Below are 17,223 nucleotides of genomic sequence, written 5' to 3' on the forward strand. Positions count from 1 at the left end.
CACTGGCAGACCGGAACCGGACACTTGCGTGAAGATGAAGTTAGACCCGGGAGACAGTGGGGAGAGGACCGAATGTGTCTTGGAACATTCTCGCGCTGAGCGCGGTCGCCTGCGACGATCTTCATCTTCGCGCGAAAAAACAGGACAGCTGAAAAGCTGCCCTGCAAATATTTCTGAATCCTTATTAGAAGCTCGTCTCGTATTTTTTCTTCTTCTCCGCCTCCGGCGCATAAGCGATCGGATAGATGACGGATGCCATTAAGAGTGCACCGACGACATCGATGACGGAGTGCTGTTTTAAGAACATCGTTGCGAGGCAGATCAAAACCATCAGAACGCCGGATGCCCGGACGATCATCGGGTGTTTCTTTAATTCCTCGCTGTGGCAGATCGCGATGTGAACACCCACGGAGTTGTAAACGTGGATGCTCGGGAAAACGTTGATACATGGATCGATGCTCCAGAGTCTCGATACCAAATAACAGAAGATGTTCTTATCCGGATCGATCGCCGGACGGAAATCGGTTCCGTTCGGGAACAGGGTGCAGACGAGAAGACTGATCGTCATTCCTGTGAAGAGGAAAGTGCAGAGCCTGTAATAGTCATCGCGGTTTTTAAAGAAGAAAAACGCGATGGTCGCGGCAACGTACAAAAACCACATCAGGTAAGGGACGATAAAATATTCGTTGAACGGGATCAGATCGTCGAGCGCCGTGTGCATGACGTGGTAAGGCTTGTTCACATTTTCCTGGAGTCTTGAGAACCAGGGAAGATAGATGAATGCGTAGGATAACATCCATATATGTCCGTATTTTTTTATCAGCTTTTTCAAAGGATGACCTCCTTTATTTTCTGAATTTATGTTCTGTAACAATTTTGTCATATTTCCTTTATGTTGCCACATTATAGCACTTTGGTTTTGCGGTTTCAACCCCCATGAATAAATTTTTATCGAAACGTAAGAAAGGTGTTACTTTTTACGGGTAGGAATTTTCTGAACTGAAAATTCCGTACAATACCGTTGTGGTCGCAGATTTTGCCGATTCGGAATGCGAAGCATCGGCAAAATCCTGTTACAGTATGCGGGCATGGAGTGCCCGTGTACTGTAACAAAGGTGTCAGAAAGTGTTCCGCGGGCAGGAATTTCCTGGGCGGGGAATGTCCGGGGGTGCCGGAAGCTGCTTTGACATTGCTCCGTGTTTATGGTATGGTAAGAGAACATAGAATATTCGGATTTTCGGACCGGAAGGGAGGAAATTCATGGAAAATAGAGAGCTGGTCATGGAAGCATTGAAGGCCAGAAAACAGGCGTATTGCCCGTACTCCGGTTTTGCCGTCGGAGCGGCGCTCCTCTGCGCGGATGGCAGGGTATTTACCGGCTGCAATATTGAAAATGCGGCGTACCCGGCGACAAACTGTGCGGAGCGCACGGCGATTTTTAAGGCAGTCAGTGAAGGAAAAACAGAATTCCGGGCGATCGCCATCGTCGGAGGTCCAAAAGGAAAAGAACCGGAAAATTTCTGCGCGCCCTGCGGCGTCTGCCGCCAGGTGATGGCGGAATTCTGCGATCCGGAGACGTTCCGGATCATCCTCATGAATGGCGCGGGCGAGATCCGGGAATACCTTTTGAAGGAGCTTCTTCCGCTCGGATTTACAGGGAAAGCGCTGGAAATTTGAGCCGCCGGAAAAGAAGCGGAAAGGAACGATAAGAAAAATGACATACAGAGATGTTTTAAAGAGAGTGGACCATACATTATTAAAGCAGCCGTCCACCTGGGAACAGATCCGGGAGATCTGCGATGATGCGGTGAAATTCGGGACCGCGTCGGTCTGCATCCCGCCGTCTTTCGTAAAGCAGGCTTCGGAGTACCTCGGAGAGAAGATGCCGGTCTGTACCGTGATCGGATTTCCGAACGGGTACAACACGACGGCGGTCAAAGTGTTTGAGACGAAAGAGGCGTTGAAGGACGGAGCGGAGGAGATCGATATGGTGATCAATATCGGCTGGGTCAAAATGGGACAGTACGATAAGATCCTGGAAGAGATCAACTCCCTGAAAGAGGTCTGCGGCTATCATATCCTGAAAGTCATCATCGAGACATGTCTCCTCACAGAGGAGGAGAAGATAAAGATGTGTGAGGCTGTATCAGCCTCAGACGCGGACTTTATCAAGACATCCACAGGATTTTCCGCCGCAGGGGCGACAAAGCCGAATGTGGCGCTCATGAAGGCCCACATGGCCGCAGAAAAGAAGATCAAGGCGGCCGGCGGTATCGCAGACTTTTGCGATGCGGCGGAGTTTGTCCGTCTGGGGGCTGACCGCCTCGGAACAAGCAGACTTGTAGAACAGGCAAAGAAAGGGGTAGATTTAGATGCCGAAATATAATCGGATCTTTACGATCGTAATTGATTCACTCGGAACCGGTGCAATGCCGGATTCTGAAAAATTTGGAGATGTGGGAGTGGACACTCTCGGACACATCGCGGAACATATGGAACATTTCAATATCCCGAATCTTCAGAAACTCGGGATCGCAAACTTAAGACCGTTAAAGGGCGTGGACCCGGTGGATGCGCCGATGGGACGGTTCACAAAATTCTCGGAGGCGAGCAACGGCAAAGATACGATGACCGGCCACTGGGAGATGATGGGGATCTACACGACGAAGCCTTTTAAGACGTTCACGGATCATGGATTCCCGAAAGAGCTGATCGAGGAGCTGGAAAAACGCACCGGACACAAGGTGATCGGAAACAAGAGCGCCAGCGGAACCGCGATCCTGGATGAGCTGGGAGAGGAGGAGATCGCTACCGGTCACATGATCGTGTATACATCTGCCGATTCCGTCCTTCAGATCTGCGGAAATGAGGAGACATTCGGGCTTGACGAGCTGTACCGCTGCTGCGAGATCGCCAGAGAGATCACGATGAAGGAAGAGTGGCGCGTGGGCCGCGTCATCGCGAGACCTTATGTCGGAAAGAAGAAAGGCGAATTTGTCCGCACCAGCAACCGCCACGATTATGCGTTAAAGCCGACCGGGACAACGGCGCTCGATATCTTAAAGGACAACGGATACGATGTGATCTCTGTCGGAAAGATCCGGGATATCTTCGACGGCCAGGGCATCACGGAGGCATTCCGATCCAAGAGCTCCGTCCATGGAATGGAACAGACTATTGAAATCTGCAAAGATAAGGATTTCAAGGGACTCTGCTTTGTGAATCTCGTGGATTTTGATGCCCTCTGGGGCCACAGGAGAAATCCGGTGGGTTATGGGGAAGAACTGGAGCGCTTTGATGTGAAGCTTGGCGAACTCCTTGAAAACCTCCGGGAAGGTGATCTTTTGATGATAACGGCGGATCACGGAAATGATCCGACTTACACGGGAACAGACCATACGAGAGAAAAAGTTCCATTTATTGCCTATTCCCCATCTATGAAAGAGAAGGGAATGTTTGAGGAACAGAAGACCTTCGGTGTCATCGGCGCGACAGTGCTCGATAACTTCGGACTGAAGAAAGCGGAGAATATGATCGGGGAGTCGATCTTAAAAGAATTAGAATGATCGGGACCTGACTGAGATCTGCGTGGGACTGCTGGTTTCGCGAAACAGGTAAAATAGAATAAAAAAGGAAGATCCGCATCTCTGATATCTGGGAAATGTGGATCTTCCTTTTATGTTCAGGCAGAAGTGCAAAACTTATTCTGCGCCGAGTTTCGTTTTTACATCTTCGATCGACATGTTTTTCTCTTTCACGATCGCGTATAATTCAGCCATCTCTTTAGCTTCGATCTGTTTTTCGATGTCCTTTTTCTGCATTTTTAATGTTTTTAATTTCTGCTCTGTCTCTTCAATGGAAGTGAGGACCTCGTTTAAAAGATCCTGCGGAGCAACTTCGACTTTCTTTCTTCCTCTTGGCATAATGATAATCCCTCCTGTGCAGGTTTCATAATATTGGAATCCATAAACTGGTTCCCTATACGTTATACTATATAACAAGATGTATCGGGAATGCAAGAGAAAAAAAGAAGATGTCAGTCTTTTTTAAAAATCGTGTAGTATAGAAAAGGAAAAATATCATCACAAAAAATTTAAAAAAACTGTTGACAATTCCGAAAAAATAGGTTAAACTGTACAAGCAATCGCGCTTGACGGAAACGTCAGTCGGAAGTAATGGGGTCTTAGCTCAGCTGGGAGAGCATCTGCCTTACAAGCAGAGGGTCATAGGTTCGAGCCCTATAGGCCCCATTCATATGAAAATACATATGTTATGGCGGAATAGCTCAGTTGGCTAGAGCACACGGTTCATACCCGTGGTGTCGAGAGTTCAAATCTCCCTTCCGCTACTTAATGGGATCTTAGCTCAGCTGGGAGAGCATCTGCCTTACAAGCAGAGGGTCATAGGTTCGAGCCCTATAGGTCCCATTTATATGAAAAATTTCATATTGATCATGGCGGAATAGCTCAGTTGGCTAGAGCACACGGTTCATACCCGTGGTGTCGAGAGTTCAAATCTCCCTTCCGCTACTATGGCGGAATAGCTCAGTTGGCTAGAGCACACGGTTCATACCCGTGGTGTCGAGAGTTCAAATCTCCCTTCCGCTACGATTGGAAATCCCGAGAATCTGAGAAGAATCCCGGGATTTTTTTCGATCATAATAATTTTTCTGAAATATTCTGCTGCACCAAAACGGGAAAGAACATCCGCAATGATCTTGCAGACATAAGGGAGGCTCTGTCGGTGCCTGGATTCTCACTTAAAAGATTCCCGGTAATACTGTCGCAAGATAATATCCGACCCAGAATGATGCTGAATTCGCGATAAACGAATAGAGAACGAAGTCACCGTTTTCCTTTTTGGGGGACACTCTCTTCAAAAACCTGCAATACAGACCTGCCTCCAGCGCAAAGACTATGACCTCGAAAAAGACATAGCTTGTGATAAAGGCCAACGGACCGGCATTGTAATGAATGATATTGAGAAGCAGATTTAAGAGAAGCTGCGTCGTGATATTTACAAGCGCAAGGATCTGCAGCTGTTTTTTCTGCCGGAAGCCGAATAACAGCCCGACGACCATTTCAATTGCGATCGTAAGAAGGATACGGACCGCGAGCGATAAAAGCTCCTTTCGATAATTATAGGAACGATACGCGTTGATCCGCTCGTTTGTGCTCAGGCCCTCATTGTATTCCACGGATCCGATCCGGACGCCCTCCATGTCAACGGTGTAATAAGTATCAAATGCATAACGCCCATAGCTTCCGCTTGATACAAAGGTCCCGGTTTCCGGATAATACAGGAGGATCTTAAAATCCTCGGGTGGATAATAGGTCCACGCAATCTCGCCTGTTTCGCTTACCGTCCAGCCCCTCTGAAGGAAATAATATCCGTCAGGATCCTTGTAATCTACAAAAGCTTTCCAGATGTTCCGGTCAAGATCATAGAGCTGCTCATTTCTGGCGGTGCCGTCCCAGACACGTGCAGGTCCTGTACGTTTCTCCTTTGAAAGCAGTGTGCCGTAGCACAGATCATCGCCCATATTTTTGAACTGGATGCGCACCGAGGGCTTTGGACCCGTATCAGCTTTTGCGGTGATCGGAAGTGCTGTGACTGTAAAGATCAGATAGAACAGCAACATGAAAAGCCTGACATGCATTCTTTTTTTCATAGCAGGGACCTCCTTTCAGAGCTTGGGTTCATAAAATTATATATCTTTGCTTCTTATATCTGTTTTTATTATAATCGATACAGATATTGGCTGACAAGAAAGAGATATTTACTATTTCCTTACGTTTCAACGCGGATGTGTCCGTGCTACTGTATGCGGGCAGGAATTTTCTGAACTGAAAATTCCGGACAATAGAGTGGTGTGTGCATTTCGCTGATTTGGAATGCGAAGCCTCGGCAAAATCAGTTACTGTCTGTGCAAGGAACGAACAGTAACGTGCCCGCGGTGCACTTGCATGAAGTTTAGAAAAAATTTAGCCTTTTTTTAGCGGTTATGTGATATACTATAATCTATATCGTATGTCATATGGTACTGACCCGGTCAGGATGTGTATGGCTGCACGGAAAATTCTGAACATATAAGATTCGGAGGACGTTATGTATCAGTTTATCGTAAATCCCAGTGCCGGTGCCGGAAGAGGATACCGGATCTGGAAACGACTGGAACATCAGCTGGAGATGGACAGCCGGGAGTACCGGGTCTTTTTTACGGAACACCAGGGGGACGCGGCTGAGATCGCAAAAGTACTGACTGCCGAGCGGGATGACGCGAAAGTGATCGTGATCGTCGGCGGGGAAGGAACTTATAATGAAGTGCTGAATGGCGTATCCTTCCGGGGACTCCTGACATTCGGATATGTACCGGCGGGTTTTCGGAATGCGCTGTCGAAGGGATTTGAATCCTTCTGGAAGGTCAACTGTCAGGCAAAACGGATCCTTCATCCGAAATATTACCGGATGCTGGACTATGGGGTCGCAACATTCGGAGATGAGGAGATCGTGAGCAGGCGGTTTGCGGGCCGGTGCGGGATCGGACTGGACGCGGCGATCTGCCATAATCTTCTGTGCTGCCCGGTGAGAAACCAGATGACGAGACTTCATCTGACGAAAATACTCAGATTCGGCCTTGGCCTCAAGCAGCTTTTTCTCGCAAAACCGACAAAAGGATATATTTTGCTTGACGGGACGCAGAAAGTGGAGTTTAATCATATATATTTCATTACGTTTATGGTCCGCAGGGAAGACAAGAAGAAACGGAAGAACAGCGAACTGATGAATGATGATGGCAAGATGACGGTTTATATCGGAAACAGCGCGAGAAAGACAAAAATGATCCCGATCCTCCGGGACCTTGTGATGGGGGTCCGGAAAAAAGAACGTGGGATCCGGGTCTTTGAGTGCAGCGAGGCGGAAGTCCATCTGGCAAGACCGCTCGCGGTCCATATGGACGGTGAGAGCTGTATGTGCCAGCAGAATCTCGTGGTGCGCTGTATCCCGAAGCGGATGCGGATGATCGGTTCTTGAGGTGGTATCGGGGTCGGTCTTGGACTGCCCATAAACGGAAGAAGATGAACAGCTATGGAAAGGAGATTCTCATGAGAATCGGACAGGGATATGATGTACATCGTCTGGTAGAAGGGAGAAAACTGATCCTCGGCGGTGTGGAGATCCCGTATGAAAAGGGACTTTTAGGACATTCGGATGCGGATGTCCTTCTTCACGCGGTGATGGACGCGCTTTTAGGGGCTGCGGCTCTCGGAGATATCGGTCAGCACTTCCCGGATTCAGATGAAAGATATAAAGGGATCTCGAGCGTTGAACTTTTAAAAGAAGTCGGAAAGATCCTGCAGGAAAACGGATATCTGATCGAGAATATCGATTCCACGGTGATCGCGCAGAGACCAAAACTTCTGCCGTACCGTCCGCAGATGGCGAAAAATATCGCGGATGCGCTGGGGATCGAGCCTGATCAGGTGAGCGTGAAGGCGACGACGGAGGAAGGTCTTGGATTTACCGGGGCCGGGGAAGGAATCTCCGCCCAGGCGATCGCGCTTTTGAGTTCGGTTGCGGATTACGCGCCGGAGGACCGCGTCGGAGTGATCTCCGGGGGCTGTGGAGGCTGCCCGGGCTGTAAACAGCAGGGATGAAAAGAGACTCACAGACAGAAAGATAGATGAAGGAGCTAAGGTATGAAGATCTACAATACACTTACAAAGAGAAAAGAAGAATTTGTTCCGGTCGAGCCGGGAAAAGTAAAAATGTATGTATGCGGGCCGACCGTGTACAACTTTATCCATATCGGAAACGCAAGACCGATGATCGTATTTGATACGGTGAGACGTTACTTTGAATATAAAGGATACGATGTCAATTATGTATCCAACTTTACCGATGTCGATGACAAGATCATCAAGAAAGCGATCGAGGAAGGCGTTGACGCCGAGACGATCTCCAAACGCTACATCGCAGAGTGCAAAAAAGACATGGAAGGCATGAATATCGAACCGGCGACAAAGAATCCGCTCGCGACGGAAGAGATCTGCGGCATGTTAAACATGATCAGCACCCTGATCGAGAAAGGCTACGCCTATGTTGCTGCGGACGGAACGGTTTATTACAGTGTCCGCAAGTTTAAAGATTACGGAAAGCTGTCCCACAAGAACCTGGATGATCTTCAGTCCGGTTTCCGTGAGATCAAGGTAACCGGTGAGGAAGGAAAACAGGACCCGAACGACTTTGTTCTCTGGAAGCCGAAAAAAGAAGGTGAGCCGTACTGGGAGTCCCCGTGGTGCGAAGGCCGTCCGGGCTGGCATATCGAGTGCTCCGTTATGGCAAAGAGATACCTCGGTGATGAGATCGATATCCATGCGGGCGGCGAGGACTTAATTTTCCCGCACCATGAGAATGAGATCGCCCAGAGTGAGGCAGCAAACGGAAAGCCCTTCGCGAAATACTGGATGCACAACGCATTCTTAAATATCGACAATAAGAAAATGTCCAAATCTCTCGGAAACTTCTTCACTGTCCGCGAGATCAGCGAGAAATATGATCTCCAGGTACTCCGTTTCTTTATGCTGAGCGCACATTACAGAAGTCCGTTAAACTTCAGCGCAGATCTGATGGAATCTTCCAAGAACGGTCTTGAGAGGATCTTAACCGGAATGGAGAAACTCCGCGAGATGGAGGCAAAGGTATCCGGAGACGCGATGACAGCGGAAGAGCAGGAGAATCAGAAAAAGGCAATGGAGCTCGTTGCAAAGTATGAGGCGGCGATGGATGATGATTTCAACACCGCGGACGCGATCTCTGCGATCTTCGAACTTATCAAGCTCTCCAACTCTACAGTATCCGAGACGAGCACAAAGGCATATGTTTCCTGGATGAAGAATGAGATCCAGAGACTCTGCGATGTGATGGGAATCATCACGGAGAAGAAGAAAGAGGTTCTTGACTCCGAGGTGGAGGACCTGATCGCCCAGAGACAGGCGGCGAGAAAGGCAAAGAACTTTGCACTTGCAGATGAGATCAGAGGAAAGCTTCTCGACATGGGAATCGTTCTCGAGGACACAAGAGAGGGCGTAAAATGGAAGAGAGCTTAATCCTCTTAAAGGAAAAATTTCACTTAAAAGAGACGGACGCGAACCAGTATTCCCCACTGGTCCTCGCCTATCTCGGGGATGCGGTGTATGAGATCCTGATTCGGACGATCGTTGTGAGCGAGGGAAATATGCAGGTCAATAAGCTGCACAAAAAATCTTCGGCTCTCGTAAAGGCTGCCGCACAGGCGGAATTCCTGATGGCGATCGAGGAAGACCTCACGGAGGAGGAACATGCCGTTTATAAGCGGGGAAGAAATGCAAAATCCTTTTCCATGGCGAAGAACGCGACGATGAAGGATTACCGGATGGCGACAGGCTTTGAGGCTCTGATGGGATATCTTTACCTGTCCGGAAGAACGGAACGCATGGTGGATCTTGTGGCGCTGGCAATGACAAAGACCGGAAAAGCTGACTCCGGCGATACGGAAAAACAAAAAGAGGAGAACTCCGATGAGATATGAAGAACTGACGATTGAAGGGCGCAACGCTGTTTTGGAGGCGTTCCGCTCTGGAAAGACCATCGACCGGCTGTTTGTCCTTGACGGATGTCAGGACGGACCGGTGCGCACGATCGTGAGAGAGGCGAAAAAGCATGACACGATCGTAAACTTTGTTCCGAAGGAACGTCTGGATTCCATGTCCGAGACGGGACACCATCAGGGCGTGATGGCGTATGCCGCTGCTTACGAGTACGCTGAAGTGGAAGATATTTTGAAAATCGCGGAAGAGAAGGGCGAGCCGCCGTTTTTATTCCTGCTTGACGGAATTGAGGATCCGCACAACCTTGGAGCGATCATCCGTACCGCGAACCTTGCGGGCGCTCACGGAGTGATCATTCCGAAACGCCGTGCGGTGGGACTTACTGCGACGGTTGCGAGAACCTCCGCAGGTGCGTTAAACTATACGCCGGTCGCAAAGGTCACCAATATGGCGGCGACGATCGAGGATTTAAAGAAACGCGGCATCTGGTTCGTCTGCGCTGACATGGGTGGAGAGAGCATGTACCGTTTAAACCTCACCGGACCGATCGGCCTTGTGATTGGAAATGAGGGGGAGGGCGTGAGCCGTCTTGTGAAGGAAAAATGCGATATGATCGCGTCGATCCCAATGAAGGGTGATATCGATTCCCTGAACGCGTCCGTTGCGACAGGTGTTCTCGCGTATGAGATCGTGAGACAGAGACTGGCGAAGGCATAGAATTTAAAATTTTGATTATGAAAAAAGACCCGTGGAGAGGAGTTTCCCGGGTCTTTTTTGTGCGCGAAGGATTTCCTGCAAGTACTCACCGCCTGAAAGAGGCGGGAGTCTTATCAATTGTAATAAACAATTGCTCTGACATGTCCGGGCGTCCTGCGTGTGTGTACATCACTGGCGCGTTCGTACCTTTTCGTACAACAGGAAATTCCCTGTAACACGAAAAAAGGCTTCCCGGATATTCCGGAAAGCCTCATGGTTTAAGCTGCCTAGCAGATTTGAACTGCCGACCTCCGCCTTACCAAGGCGACGCTCTACCAGCTGAGCCAAGGCAGCGAACACATTTACTGTGTTTTTCGAACCTCCAATATAGTATCATGGATCAACAGGTTTGTCAACGATAAAAACAAAAAAATTTGAATAAATTTTTCATACAAAAAGATCAATTCCTCGGAAAGCTCATGGAGGTTCAAACATGTGCAGGGAACATTTTCCGTTCTGCTTTCATATTTTGTAGTAAAAAAGATATTGAGGTGTTAATATGCCAGAGAATCCAACATCAATGCCGGAACCGTCGGGAGAGAATACAGCGGAGGTTGTAGCAGGGAAGAATGACGCAAATGTACCGGAGACACCGGTCGAGCCATTAGGAGGAGTTTTTGTTTATCCGGGAGACGATGATCTTGCGGGAATCCCTGTGCCGCCCATCGCTTCACCGGGCGGAAGACCTGTTTATCCTGGGGATGACGATCTCGCTGGAATCCCAACGACACCGGTCGCGCCGTCTGGCGGTCGCCCTGTCTATCCCGACAATACCATCGGACGCCCGGGCTTTCCGACGATTTCTTTTCCGGTCACATATCCGACGGTCTCAGGAGGAAATTACTACAGCAGAGTCCGGTTTTTAAATGCCAGCACGTCGGGCCGAACTCTGGACGTCTATATCGATGGCCGGAATATCTTTTCCGGTTCCGAATTTGCCACGATCTCTTCTTATATCCGCGTGACGGACGGATTCCATACCGTCACTGTGCGCAGGACCAACGGTCAGATCTATTATCAGCAGACGATTGCCTTTGTGTCCGGTGAGAGGCTCACGATGGTGATCTTAGACACGGTTTCCGGAGTGTCCCTGACCCGTGTCTCCGACATGGGCTGTACGAACGTTCCGTCAGGTTACGGCTGCCTCCGTGTCGCGAACATGTCCTACGCGGGATCCAGCTACGATGTGCGGACCTTCAACAACCAGACAGCATTTGCGGGGATCGGATACAAGGAAGTGACGAGCTATAAACAGACATCCAGCGGAACCTATACCTTCTTTGTAACAGGTTCCCAGTATGCAGTTTCGGCATTAGGCGAGCTTCCGGTCCTTGTCCTTTCTTCTATCGTCGGCGTTTCCTGTCCGACCTGCACCGTGCCGAATCCACTTCTCACCTTCAACGTCAATGTTCGTGCTGGAAGAGCCTACACCTGCTATATTATCGGAAATCCGTGGTCCGGCCTCTTCCGGGTGTATGTCCTTGAGGACTGAAGCGTGTTGTGGCAGGATTGCATTATTTGTAAAAATCGTCTATAATTTGCGTAATAGATAAAAGGAATGTGCCTTACGCATTCCGGCACCGGGAGCAGCCGTGGATAGAATGAGCGGACGGACAGGGACGGGAAATGCCAGTCTGCTTTTCTTTCCGGATGCTGCCGGAAAGAAAATACAGATACGGGAAAAGGAGTATTATGAAGAAAAATTACGAGATGGACATGTGCAGCGGCCCGATCCTTGGAAAACTGCTCACCTTTACGATTCCGCTGATCTTTTCCGGAATCCTGCAGCTTCTGTTCAACGCTGCGGATGTGATCGTTGTGGGACGTTTCGCGGGCAGCCAGTCTCTGGCGGCGGTGGGTTCCACAACGGCGCTGATCAACCTGATGATCAATATCTTTATCGGACTGTCCGTGGGTGTCAATGTCATCGTGGCGAGATATTACGGAGCGAAGCGGGAAAAAGACGTGCAGGATACGATCCATACGGCCATGGCACTCAGCATCGTCAGCGGTCTTTTTCTGATCATTGTGGGTCAGCTTCTCTCGAGACCAATGCTGGAACTCATGGGAACCCCGGACGATGTGATCGATAAATCTACGATCTATATGCGGATCATCTTTATCGGCATGCCTGCGAATATGATCTACAACTTCGGAAGCGCGATTCTCCGCGCGGTGGGAGACACGAAGCGCCCGCTGTATTTCCTTACGGCGGCGGGCGTGATCAATGTGGTCTTAAACCTCTTTTTTGTGATCATGTTCCGGATGGATGTGGCGGGAGTTGCTCTGGCGACCGCGATCTCTCAGGCGATTTCGGCGTGTCTGGTGATCCTTTGCCTGATGGAGAGTGAGGGTTGTCTGAAGCTTCATTTAAAAGCTCTGAAGATCCACCGCTCAAAATTCCGCCAGATCATTCAGGTAGGCCTTCCGGCGGGGATGCAGGGCGCAGTATTTTCTATTTCCAATGTTCTGATCCAGTCCTCTGTGAATTCCTTCGGTTCTGTCGCAATGGCAGGAAATACGACATCCCAGAATATTGAGGGATTCATCTATAATGCCATGAATGCGGTTTATCAGGCAAACTTAAGCTTCACAAGCCAGAACTTCGGCGGCAAAAAGTATTCGAGGATCAACCGGATCATGTTTACCTGCCTTGGCGTTGTAACGGCCGTGGGACTCGGAATGGGAATTCCGGCTTATCTTTGCGGACATGCCCTGATCCGGATCTATTCCTCGGACCCGGAGGTCATGGTATACGGAATGAGAAGACTTGTGGTCTTTGGAACGACATATTTCCTCTGTGGGATCATGGATACGATGGTGGGCAGCATCCGCGGTCTCGGATATTCCGTCATACCGATGTGCGTCTCCCTTCTGGGAGCGTGCGGACTCCGGATCGTCTGGATCTTTACGGTGTTCCAAGTATACCATAACCTGACGGTGTTGTACTTATCTTATCCGTTTACCTGGATCGTCACGGCGACGGCCCATATGATCTGCTTCTATATCGTTAGGAGAAAACTTCCGAGGGAAGATGCGTGATAAACTGCATCAAAAGAATCCAACGAATGCAGATCTGACCAGAAAGGAAACAACAGAATTGAAACGATACAAAAAATACATCACCCCGTATCTCAGTGCCTTCGTGATTGGTCCGCTGATGATGCTCACCGAGGTGGCGGGAGAGGTCATGCTCCCGAAATTTATGTCCATGATCATCAACAACGGCGTTGCGGATCGGAATCTCGCCTATATCGGAAAGATGGGGGCCCTGATGGTGCTGACCGTTCTCTTTATGGCGGTGGGTGGGATCCTCGGCGCCTACTTTTCCGCAAAGGCGTCCATCTCCTTTACCAGTGACATGAGAAACGACCTCTTCAGAAAGGTTCAGCAGTTCTCCTTTGAGAACATCGACGGTTACAGCACCGGTTCTCTCGTCACGAGGCTCACGAACGATGTCCAGCAGGTTCAGAACGTCCTGATGATGGGGCTCCGTATGGCGCTTAGAGCGCCCGGAATGTTCCTCGGCGCCCTGATCATGGCGTTTATGATGAACTGTCAGCTTGCGGTCATCATCCTCATCGTGATCCCACTTCTTCTCGCGGCGATCATTCTGATCTTAAAGACTGCATTCCCGCGTTTTGGAGAGATGCAGAGGAGACTGGACCGTTTGAATTCCGGGATTCAGGAATCCCTGACGAATGTCCGCGTGGTCAAATCCTTTGTCCGGGAGGCTCATGAGATCGAAAAATTCAGCAGACTGAACCGCGACTTAAAGGAGAGCAGTCTCCGGGCCCTCCGGATCGTGATCACTACGATGCCGGTGATGATGTTCGCCATGAACGTGACGACACTGGCTGTCGTCTGGTATGGAGGAAATATCATCATTGCCGGAAAGATGCCGGTGGGGGATCTCACTGCGTTTACGACGTATATCGTGCAGATCCTGATGTCCCTCATGATGCTTTCCATGGTATTCTTACAGAGCTCCCGCGCCAGCGCATCCATGAAGCGGATCAATGAGATCTTCGACACAGAGATCGGCTTAAATGATGATAATGCGAAAAATAAGGATAAAAAAGTCACGGAAGGCCGTGTGGAGTTTAAGAATGTAAGCTTTGGCTACAGCGGAGAGAACGGGAGAAAGGATCTCGTTCTGGAAGGGATCTCCTTTACGGCAGAACCGGGACAGACGATCGGGATCATCGGCTCCACGGGAAGCGGAAAGACCTCCCTTGTGCAGCTGATCCCGAGACTCTATGATGTGACCGGAGGTGAAGTCCTTGTCGACGGCGTGAACGTCAAAGAGTACTCTTTAAAACACCTTCGTGAGGGTGTCGGCATGGTCCTTCAGAAAAATGTCCTTTTCTCGGGAACGATCGAGGAAAATCTCCGATGGGGAAATGAGGACGCGCCGATGGAGGATGTGATCCGGTTTTCAGAGAGCGCCCAGGCAGATCCCTTCGTTAAGACCTTCAAAAACGGGTACGACACCGAGATGGGGCAGGGCGGCGTCAATGTCTCCGGCGGTCAGAAACAGCGTCTCTGTATCGCGAGAGCACTCTTAAAGCGCCCGAAGATCCTGATCCTGGATGATTCCACCAGCGCTGTTGACACGGCGACGGAGGCGAAGATCCGGGAGAGTCTCTATCATGATCTCAAGGATACCACAAAGATCATCATCGCCCAGAGGATCTCCTCCGTTCAGGAGGCAGACCAGATTCTGGTACTGGAGGACGGAAAGATCATCGGTCACGGAACCCACGAGGAACTTTTAAAGACCTGTGAGACATACAGCGAGATCTATACGACCCAGATCGGAAATCAGTCCATTGGGGCAGGAGAGGAGGCGGCAGTATGAGCGTCACGAGAGCAGACCGCGAAGCGAGTCTGAAAAAACGATATGCCGGACGCGTGGCAGCCGCACCGAAAAGGAGAGGAATGGGAAGAGGACCGGGTGCTCCCAGAGGCGGAGGACGCCCAAAGAGCACAGGAGCGGCCTTAAAGCGCCTGCTTTCTTATCTGGAAGCGGACAGGCTCCGGATGGGGATCGCATTTTTCTGTGTCATTGTAAACACGGTGGCGACACTGACCGGTTCCTATATGCTGCGCCCGATCATCAACCGCTTTATTGCACCGCCGGACGGAAGTCCCGGAGATGTGGCGGGACTTTTTAAAGGGCTGACCATGATGGCGTGCGTCTATCTTCTGGGGGTTATCGCAAATTATCTCCAGTCAAGACTGATGTTAGAGGTTGCCCAGAGCGCCCTTGTGCGGATCCGGACAGACCTCTTTACAAAGATGCAGAAGCTTCCGGTGAGATTTTACGATACAAATTCCAATGGGGATCTGATGAGCCGCTTCACAAACGACGTGGACACCATCGGAAATATGCTGAGCAGTACTCTTGTGCAGCTCTTTTCCGGAACCTTAAGCATCATCGGAACCTTGTTCCTCATGCTTTACACGAACATCTGGCTGACAGCTGTGACCCTGATCATGATCCCGCTCATGTTGCGGGCCGGCGGAGAAGTCGCAAAGCGGAGTCAGAAATACTTCAGCGCCCAGCAGTCGGCTCTCGGTGCTTTAAACGGATACATCGAGGAGACCATCACCGGACAGAAGGTAGTAAAAGTCTTCTGCCATGAGGAGATCGCGGAGGAAGAATTTGATATATTAAACAGGGATCTCCGCGAAAAACAGATCCGCGCCCAATTCCTTGGGGGCATGATGGGACCTGTGATGAACAACTTAAGCCAGATAAACTATTCCCTGACGGCGTGCATCGGCGGGATCCTCTGCGTGGTGAAAAACTTCGATGTCGGCGGGCTCACGGTATTCCTGAATTTTTCAAGACAGTTCTCGAGACCGATCAACGAGATCTCCATGCAGGTTTCCAACGTGTTCTCAGCCCTCGCCGGAGCGGAGCGCGTTTTCTCCGTGATGGATGAGGAGCCGGAGACGGAGGATGATAAGGACGCAGTATCCATGGACGGCATGCACGGGGAAGTGGTGTTAGATCATGTGACCTTCGGCTACAACCCGGACAAGGTCATCTTAAAGGATATCAGCCTTTACGCAAAGCCGGGGCAGAAGATCGCCTTCGTGGGTTCCACGGGAGCCGGGAAGACGACGATCACGAATCTCATCAACCGCTTCTACGATATCCAGAGCGGGACCATCACCATCGACGGCGTTGATATCTGCCATATTAAGCGGGACGAGCTGCGCCGCCACATCGCCATGGTTCTTCAGGACACCCACCTGTTTACGGGAACGGTCATGGAGAATATCCGCTACGGAAGGCTTGATGCCACCGACGAGGAAGTTATTCAGGCGGCGAAGATGGCATCTGCCCATTCCTTTATCATGCGGCTTCCCAAGGGCTATGACACCGTTCTTGAGAGCGATGGCGCGAACTTGAGCCAGGGCCAGAGGCAGCTTCTTAATATCGCGAGAGCGGCGGTATCCAGGGCACCGATCCTGATCCTCGATGAAGCGACGAGCTCCGTCGATACGAGAACGGAAAAGCACATCGAGCAGGGCATGGATCGTCTGATGGCAGAACGGACCACCTTTGTGATCGCCCACCGCCTCTCCACCGTGCGCAACGCCAACGCCATCATGGTTCTGGAGAATGGAGAGATCATTGAGCGCGGTGATCATGAGGATCTCCTGAAAGAAAAAGGACGTTATTACCGATTGTATACAGGTATGGCTGAATTAAATTAGTAAAAACTAACAGAAAATGGAAAAAAGTGGACGGAATCGCGGTTCCTGTCCGCTTTTTTTGTTGAAAACTTCATTTTCTTAAGTGGTCTCCCACCTTATTTTTGTTTTTTTTTTGATACAAACGCCGAAAAAGGCCATTTCTGTT

Annotated in this window: 15 protein-coding genes and 6 tRNA genes; 17 read left to right on the forward strand and 4 right to left on the reverse strand. The window is 50.0% G+C overall.

The window, feature by feature from the left end:
* Positions 1 to 184 precede the first annotated feature (184 nt).
* Positions 185 to 832, reverse strand: coding sequence for a phosphatase PAP2 family protein (locus ACI3EW_RS07395; RefSeq protein WP_405580220.1), 648 nt, complete (start codon positions 830 to 832; stop codon positions 185 to 187).
* Positions 833 to 1,260: 428 nt separating this feature from the next.
* On the opposite strand from ACI3EW_RS07395, the gene cdd reads away from it, so the two are divergent.
* The 3 genes from cdd to ACI3EW_RS07410 are packed head-to-tail and all read left to right on the forward strand — an operon-like array spanning position 1,261 to position 3,566.
* On the forward strand, positions 1,261 to 1,677 hold the full coding sequence (cdd, locus tag ACI3EW_RS07400; RefSeq protein WP_215702255.1) for a cytidine deaminase: 417 nt from the start codon (positions 1,261 to 1,263) through the stop codon (positions 1,675 to 1,677).
* 37 nt (positions 1,678 to 1,714) lie between these two features.
* Positions 1,715 to 2,386: a deoxyribose-phosphate aldolase gene (deoC, locus tag ACI3EW_RS07405; RefSeq protein ID WP_405580223.1), complete on the forward strand. Its 672-nt coding sequence runs from the start codon at positions 1,715 to 1,717 to the stop codon at positions 2,384 to 2,386.
* A complete protein-coding gene (locus tag ACI3EW_RS07410; protein WP_405580229.1) occupies positions 2,373 to 3,566 on the forward strand; it encodes a phosphopentomutase in 1,194 nt (397 codons plus the stop codon). The genes deoC and ACI3EW_RS07410 overlap by 14 nt, the downstream gene beginning before the upstream one ends.
* A 135-nt stretch (positions 3,567 to 3,701) precedes the next feature.
* On the opposite strand, the gene ACI3EW_RS07415 is transcribed toward ACI3EW_RS07410, so the two are convergent.
* A complete protein-coding gene (locus ACI3EW_RS07415) occupies positions 3,702 to 3,923 on the reverse strand; it encodes a hypothetical protein (RefSeq protein WP_118533554.1) in 222 nt (73 codons plus the stop codon).
* A gap of 254 nt (positions 3,924 to 4,177) precedes the next feature.
* Between ACI3EW_RS07415 and ACI3EW_RS07420 the strand changes: the two genes are divergently transcribed.
* The 5 genes from ACI3EW_RS07420 to ACI3EW_RS07440 all read left to right on the forward strand — a co-directional run bounded on the left by ACI3EW_RS07420 (position 4,178) and on the right by ACI3EW_RS07440 (position 4,607).
* Positions 4,178 to 4,250: transfer RNA gene (locus tag ACI3EW_RS07420), tRNA-Val, on the forward strand.
* Between the two features lie 24 nt (positions 4,251 to 4,274).
* Positions 4,275 to 4,348, forward strand: a tRNA-Met gene (locus ACI3EW_RS07425).
* 6 nt (positions 4,349 to 4,354) lie between these two features.
* A tRNA-Val gene (locus tag ACI3EW_RS07430) sits at positions 4,355 to 4,427 on the forward strand.
* A 28-nt stretch (positions 4,428 to 4,455) separates the two neighbouring features.
* Positions 4,456 to 4,529 (forward strand) — tRNA-Met (locus tag ACI3EW_RS07435).
* Positions 4,530 to 4,533: 4 nt separating this feature from the next.
* A tRNA-Met gene (locus tag ACI3EW_RS07440) sits at positions 4,534 to 4,607 on the forward strand.
* A 152-nt stretch (positions 4,608 to 4,759) separates the two neighbouring features.
* Here ACI3EW_RS07440 and ACI3EW_RS07445 read toward each other — a convergent pair.
* Positions 4,760 to 5,671 carry a hypothetical protein gene (locus ACI3EW_RS07445; protein WP_405580232.1) on the reverse strand — a complete coding sequence of 304 codons (912 nt, stop codon included), beginning with the start codon at positions 5,669 to 5,671 and terminating at the stop codon, positions 4,760 to 4,762.
* 437 nt (positions 5,672 to 6,108) lie between these two features.
* On the opposite strand from ACI3EW_RS07445, the gene ACI3EW_RS07450 reads away from it, so the two are divergent.
* The 5 genes from ACI3EW_RS07450 to rlmB all read left to right on the forward strand — a co-directional run bounded on the left by ACI3EW_RS07450 (position 6,109) and on the right by rlmB (position 10,307).
* The gene (locus ACI3EW_RS07450; protein WP_405580235.1) at positions 6,109 to 7,035 is read left to right on the forward strand and encodes a diacylglycerol/lipid kinase family protein; all 927 of its coding nucleotides are present in this window, start codon (positions 6,109 to 6,111) and stop codon (positions 7,033 to 7,035) included.
* 71 nt (positions 7,036 to 7,106) lie between these two features.
* On the forward strand, positions 7,107 to 7,658 hold the full coding sequence (gene ispF / locus ACI3EW_RS07455; protein ID WP_118532113.1) for a 2-C-methyl-D-erythritol 2,4-cyclodiphosphate synthase: 552 nt from the start codon (positions 7,107 to 7,109) through the stop codon (positions 7,656 to 7,658).
* 42 nt (positions 7,659 to 7,700) lie between these two features.
* Entirely contained in the window at positions 7,701 to 9,110 is a 1,410-nt protein-coding gene (cysS, locus tag ACI3EW_RS07460) for a cysteine--tRNA ligase (RefSeq protein WP_118531943.1), read from the forward strand.
* The gene (locus tag ACI3EW_RS07465; RefSeq protein WP_118531945.1) at positions 9,095 to 9,571 is read left to right on the forward strand and encodes a Mini-ribonuclease 3; all 477 of its coding nucleotides are present in this window, start codon (positions 9,095 to 9,097) and stop codon (positions 9,569 to 9,571) included. Before cysS ends, ACI3EW_RS07465 begins: the two co-directional genes overlap by 16 nt.
* The gene (gene rlmB / locus ACI3EW_RS07470) at positions 9,561 to 10,307 is read left to right on the forward strand and encodes a 23S rRNA (guanosine(2251)-2'-O)-methyltransferase RlmB (RefSeq protein ID WP_015554667.1); all 747 of its coding nucleotides are present in this window, start codon (positions 9,561 to 9,563) and stop codon (positions 10,305 to 10,307) included. The genes ACI3EW_RS07465 and rlmB overlap by 11 nt, the downstream gene beginning before the upstream one ends.
* A 260-nt stretch (positions 10,308 to 10,567) precedes the next feature.
* On the opposite strand, the gene ACI3EW_RS07475 is transcribed toward rlmB, so the two are convergent.
* Positions 10,568 to 10,640, reverse strand: a tRNA-Thr gene (locus tag ACI3EW_RS07475).
* 205 nt (positions 10,641 to 10,845) lie between these two features.
* Between ACI3EW_RS07475 and ACI3EW_RS07480 the strand changes: the two genes are divergently transcribed.
* From ACI3EW_RS07480 to ACI3EW_RS07495, 4 genes are all read left to right on the forward strand, one after another.
* Entirely contained in the window at positions 10,846 to 11,838 is a 993-nt protein-coding gene (locus ACI3EW_RS07480; RefSeq protein WP_405580240.1) for a DUF4397 domain-containing protein, read from the forward strand.
* Positions 11,839 to 12,038: 200 nt separating this feature from the next.
* The gene (locus ACI3EW_RS07485) at positions 12,039 to 13,388 is read left to right on the forward strand and encodes an MATE family efflux transporter (RefSeq protein ID WP_405580243.1); all 1,350 of its coding nucleotides are present in this window, start codon (positions 12,039 to 12,041) and stop codon (positions 13,386 to 13,388) included.
* 58 nt (positions 13,389 to 13,446) lie between these two features.
* Positions 13,447 to 15,207, forward strand: a complete 1,761-nt coding sequence (locus tag ACI3EW_RS07490) for an ABC transporter ATP-binding protein (protein ID WP_329752262.1) — start codon at positions 13,447 to 13,449, stop codon at positions 15,205 to 15,207.
* A complete protein-coding gene (locus ACI3EW_RS07495) occupies positions 15,204 to 17,078 on the forward strand; it encodes an ABC transporter ATP-binding protein (RefSeq protein WP_485663344.1) in 1,875 nt (624 codons plus the stop codon). The genes ACI3EW_RS07490 and ACI3EW_RS07495 overlap by 4 nt, the downstream gene beginning before the upstream one ends.
* Positions 17,079 to 17,223: the final 145 nt, after the last annotated feature.

The sequence above is a fragment of the Pilosibacter rotomagensis genome, from assembly GCF_045062245.2.
Classification (GTDB): domain Bacteria; phylum Bacillota; class Clostridia; order Lachnospirales; family Lachnospiraceae; genus Pilosibacter.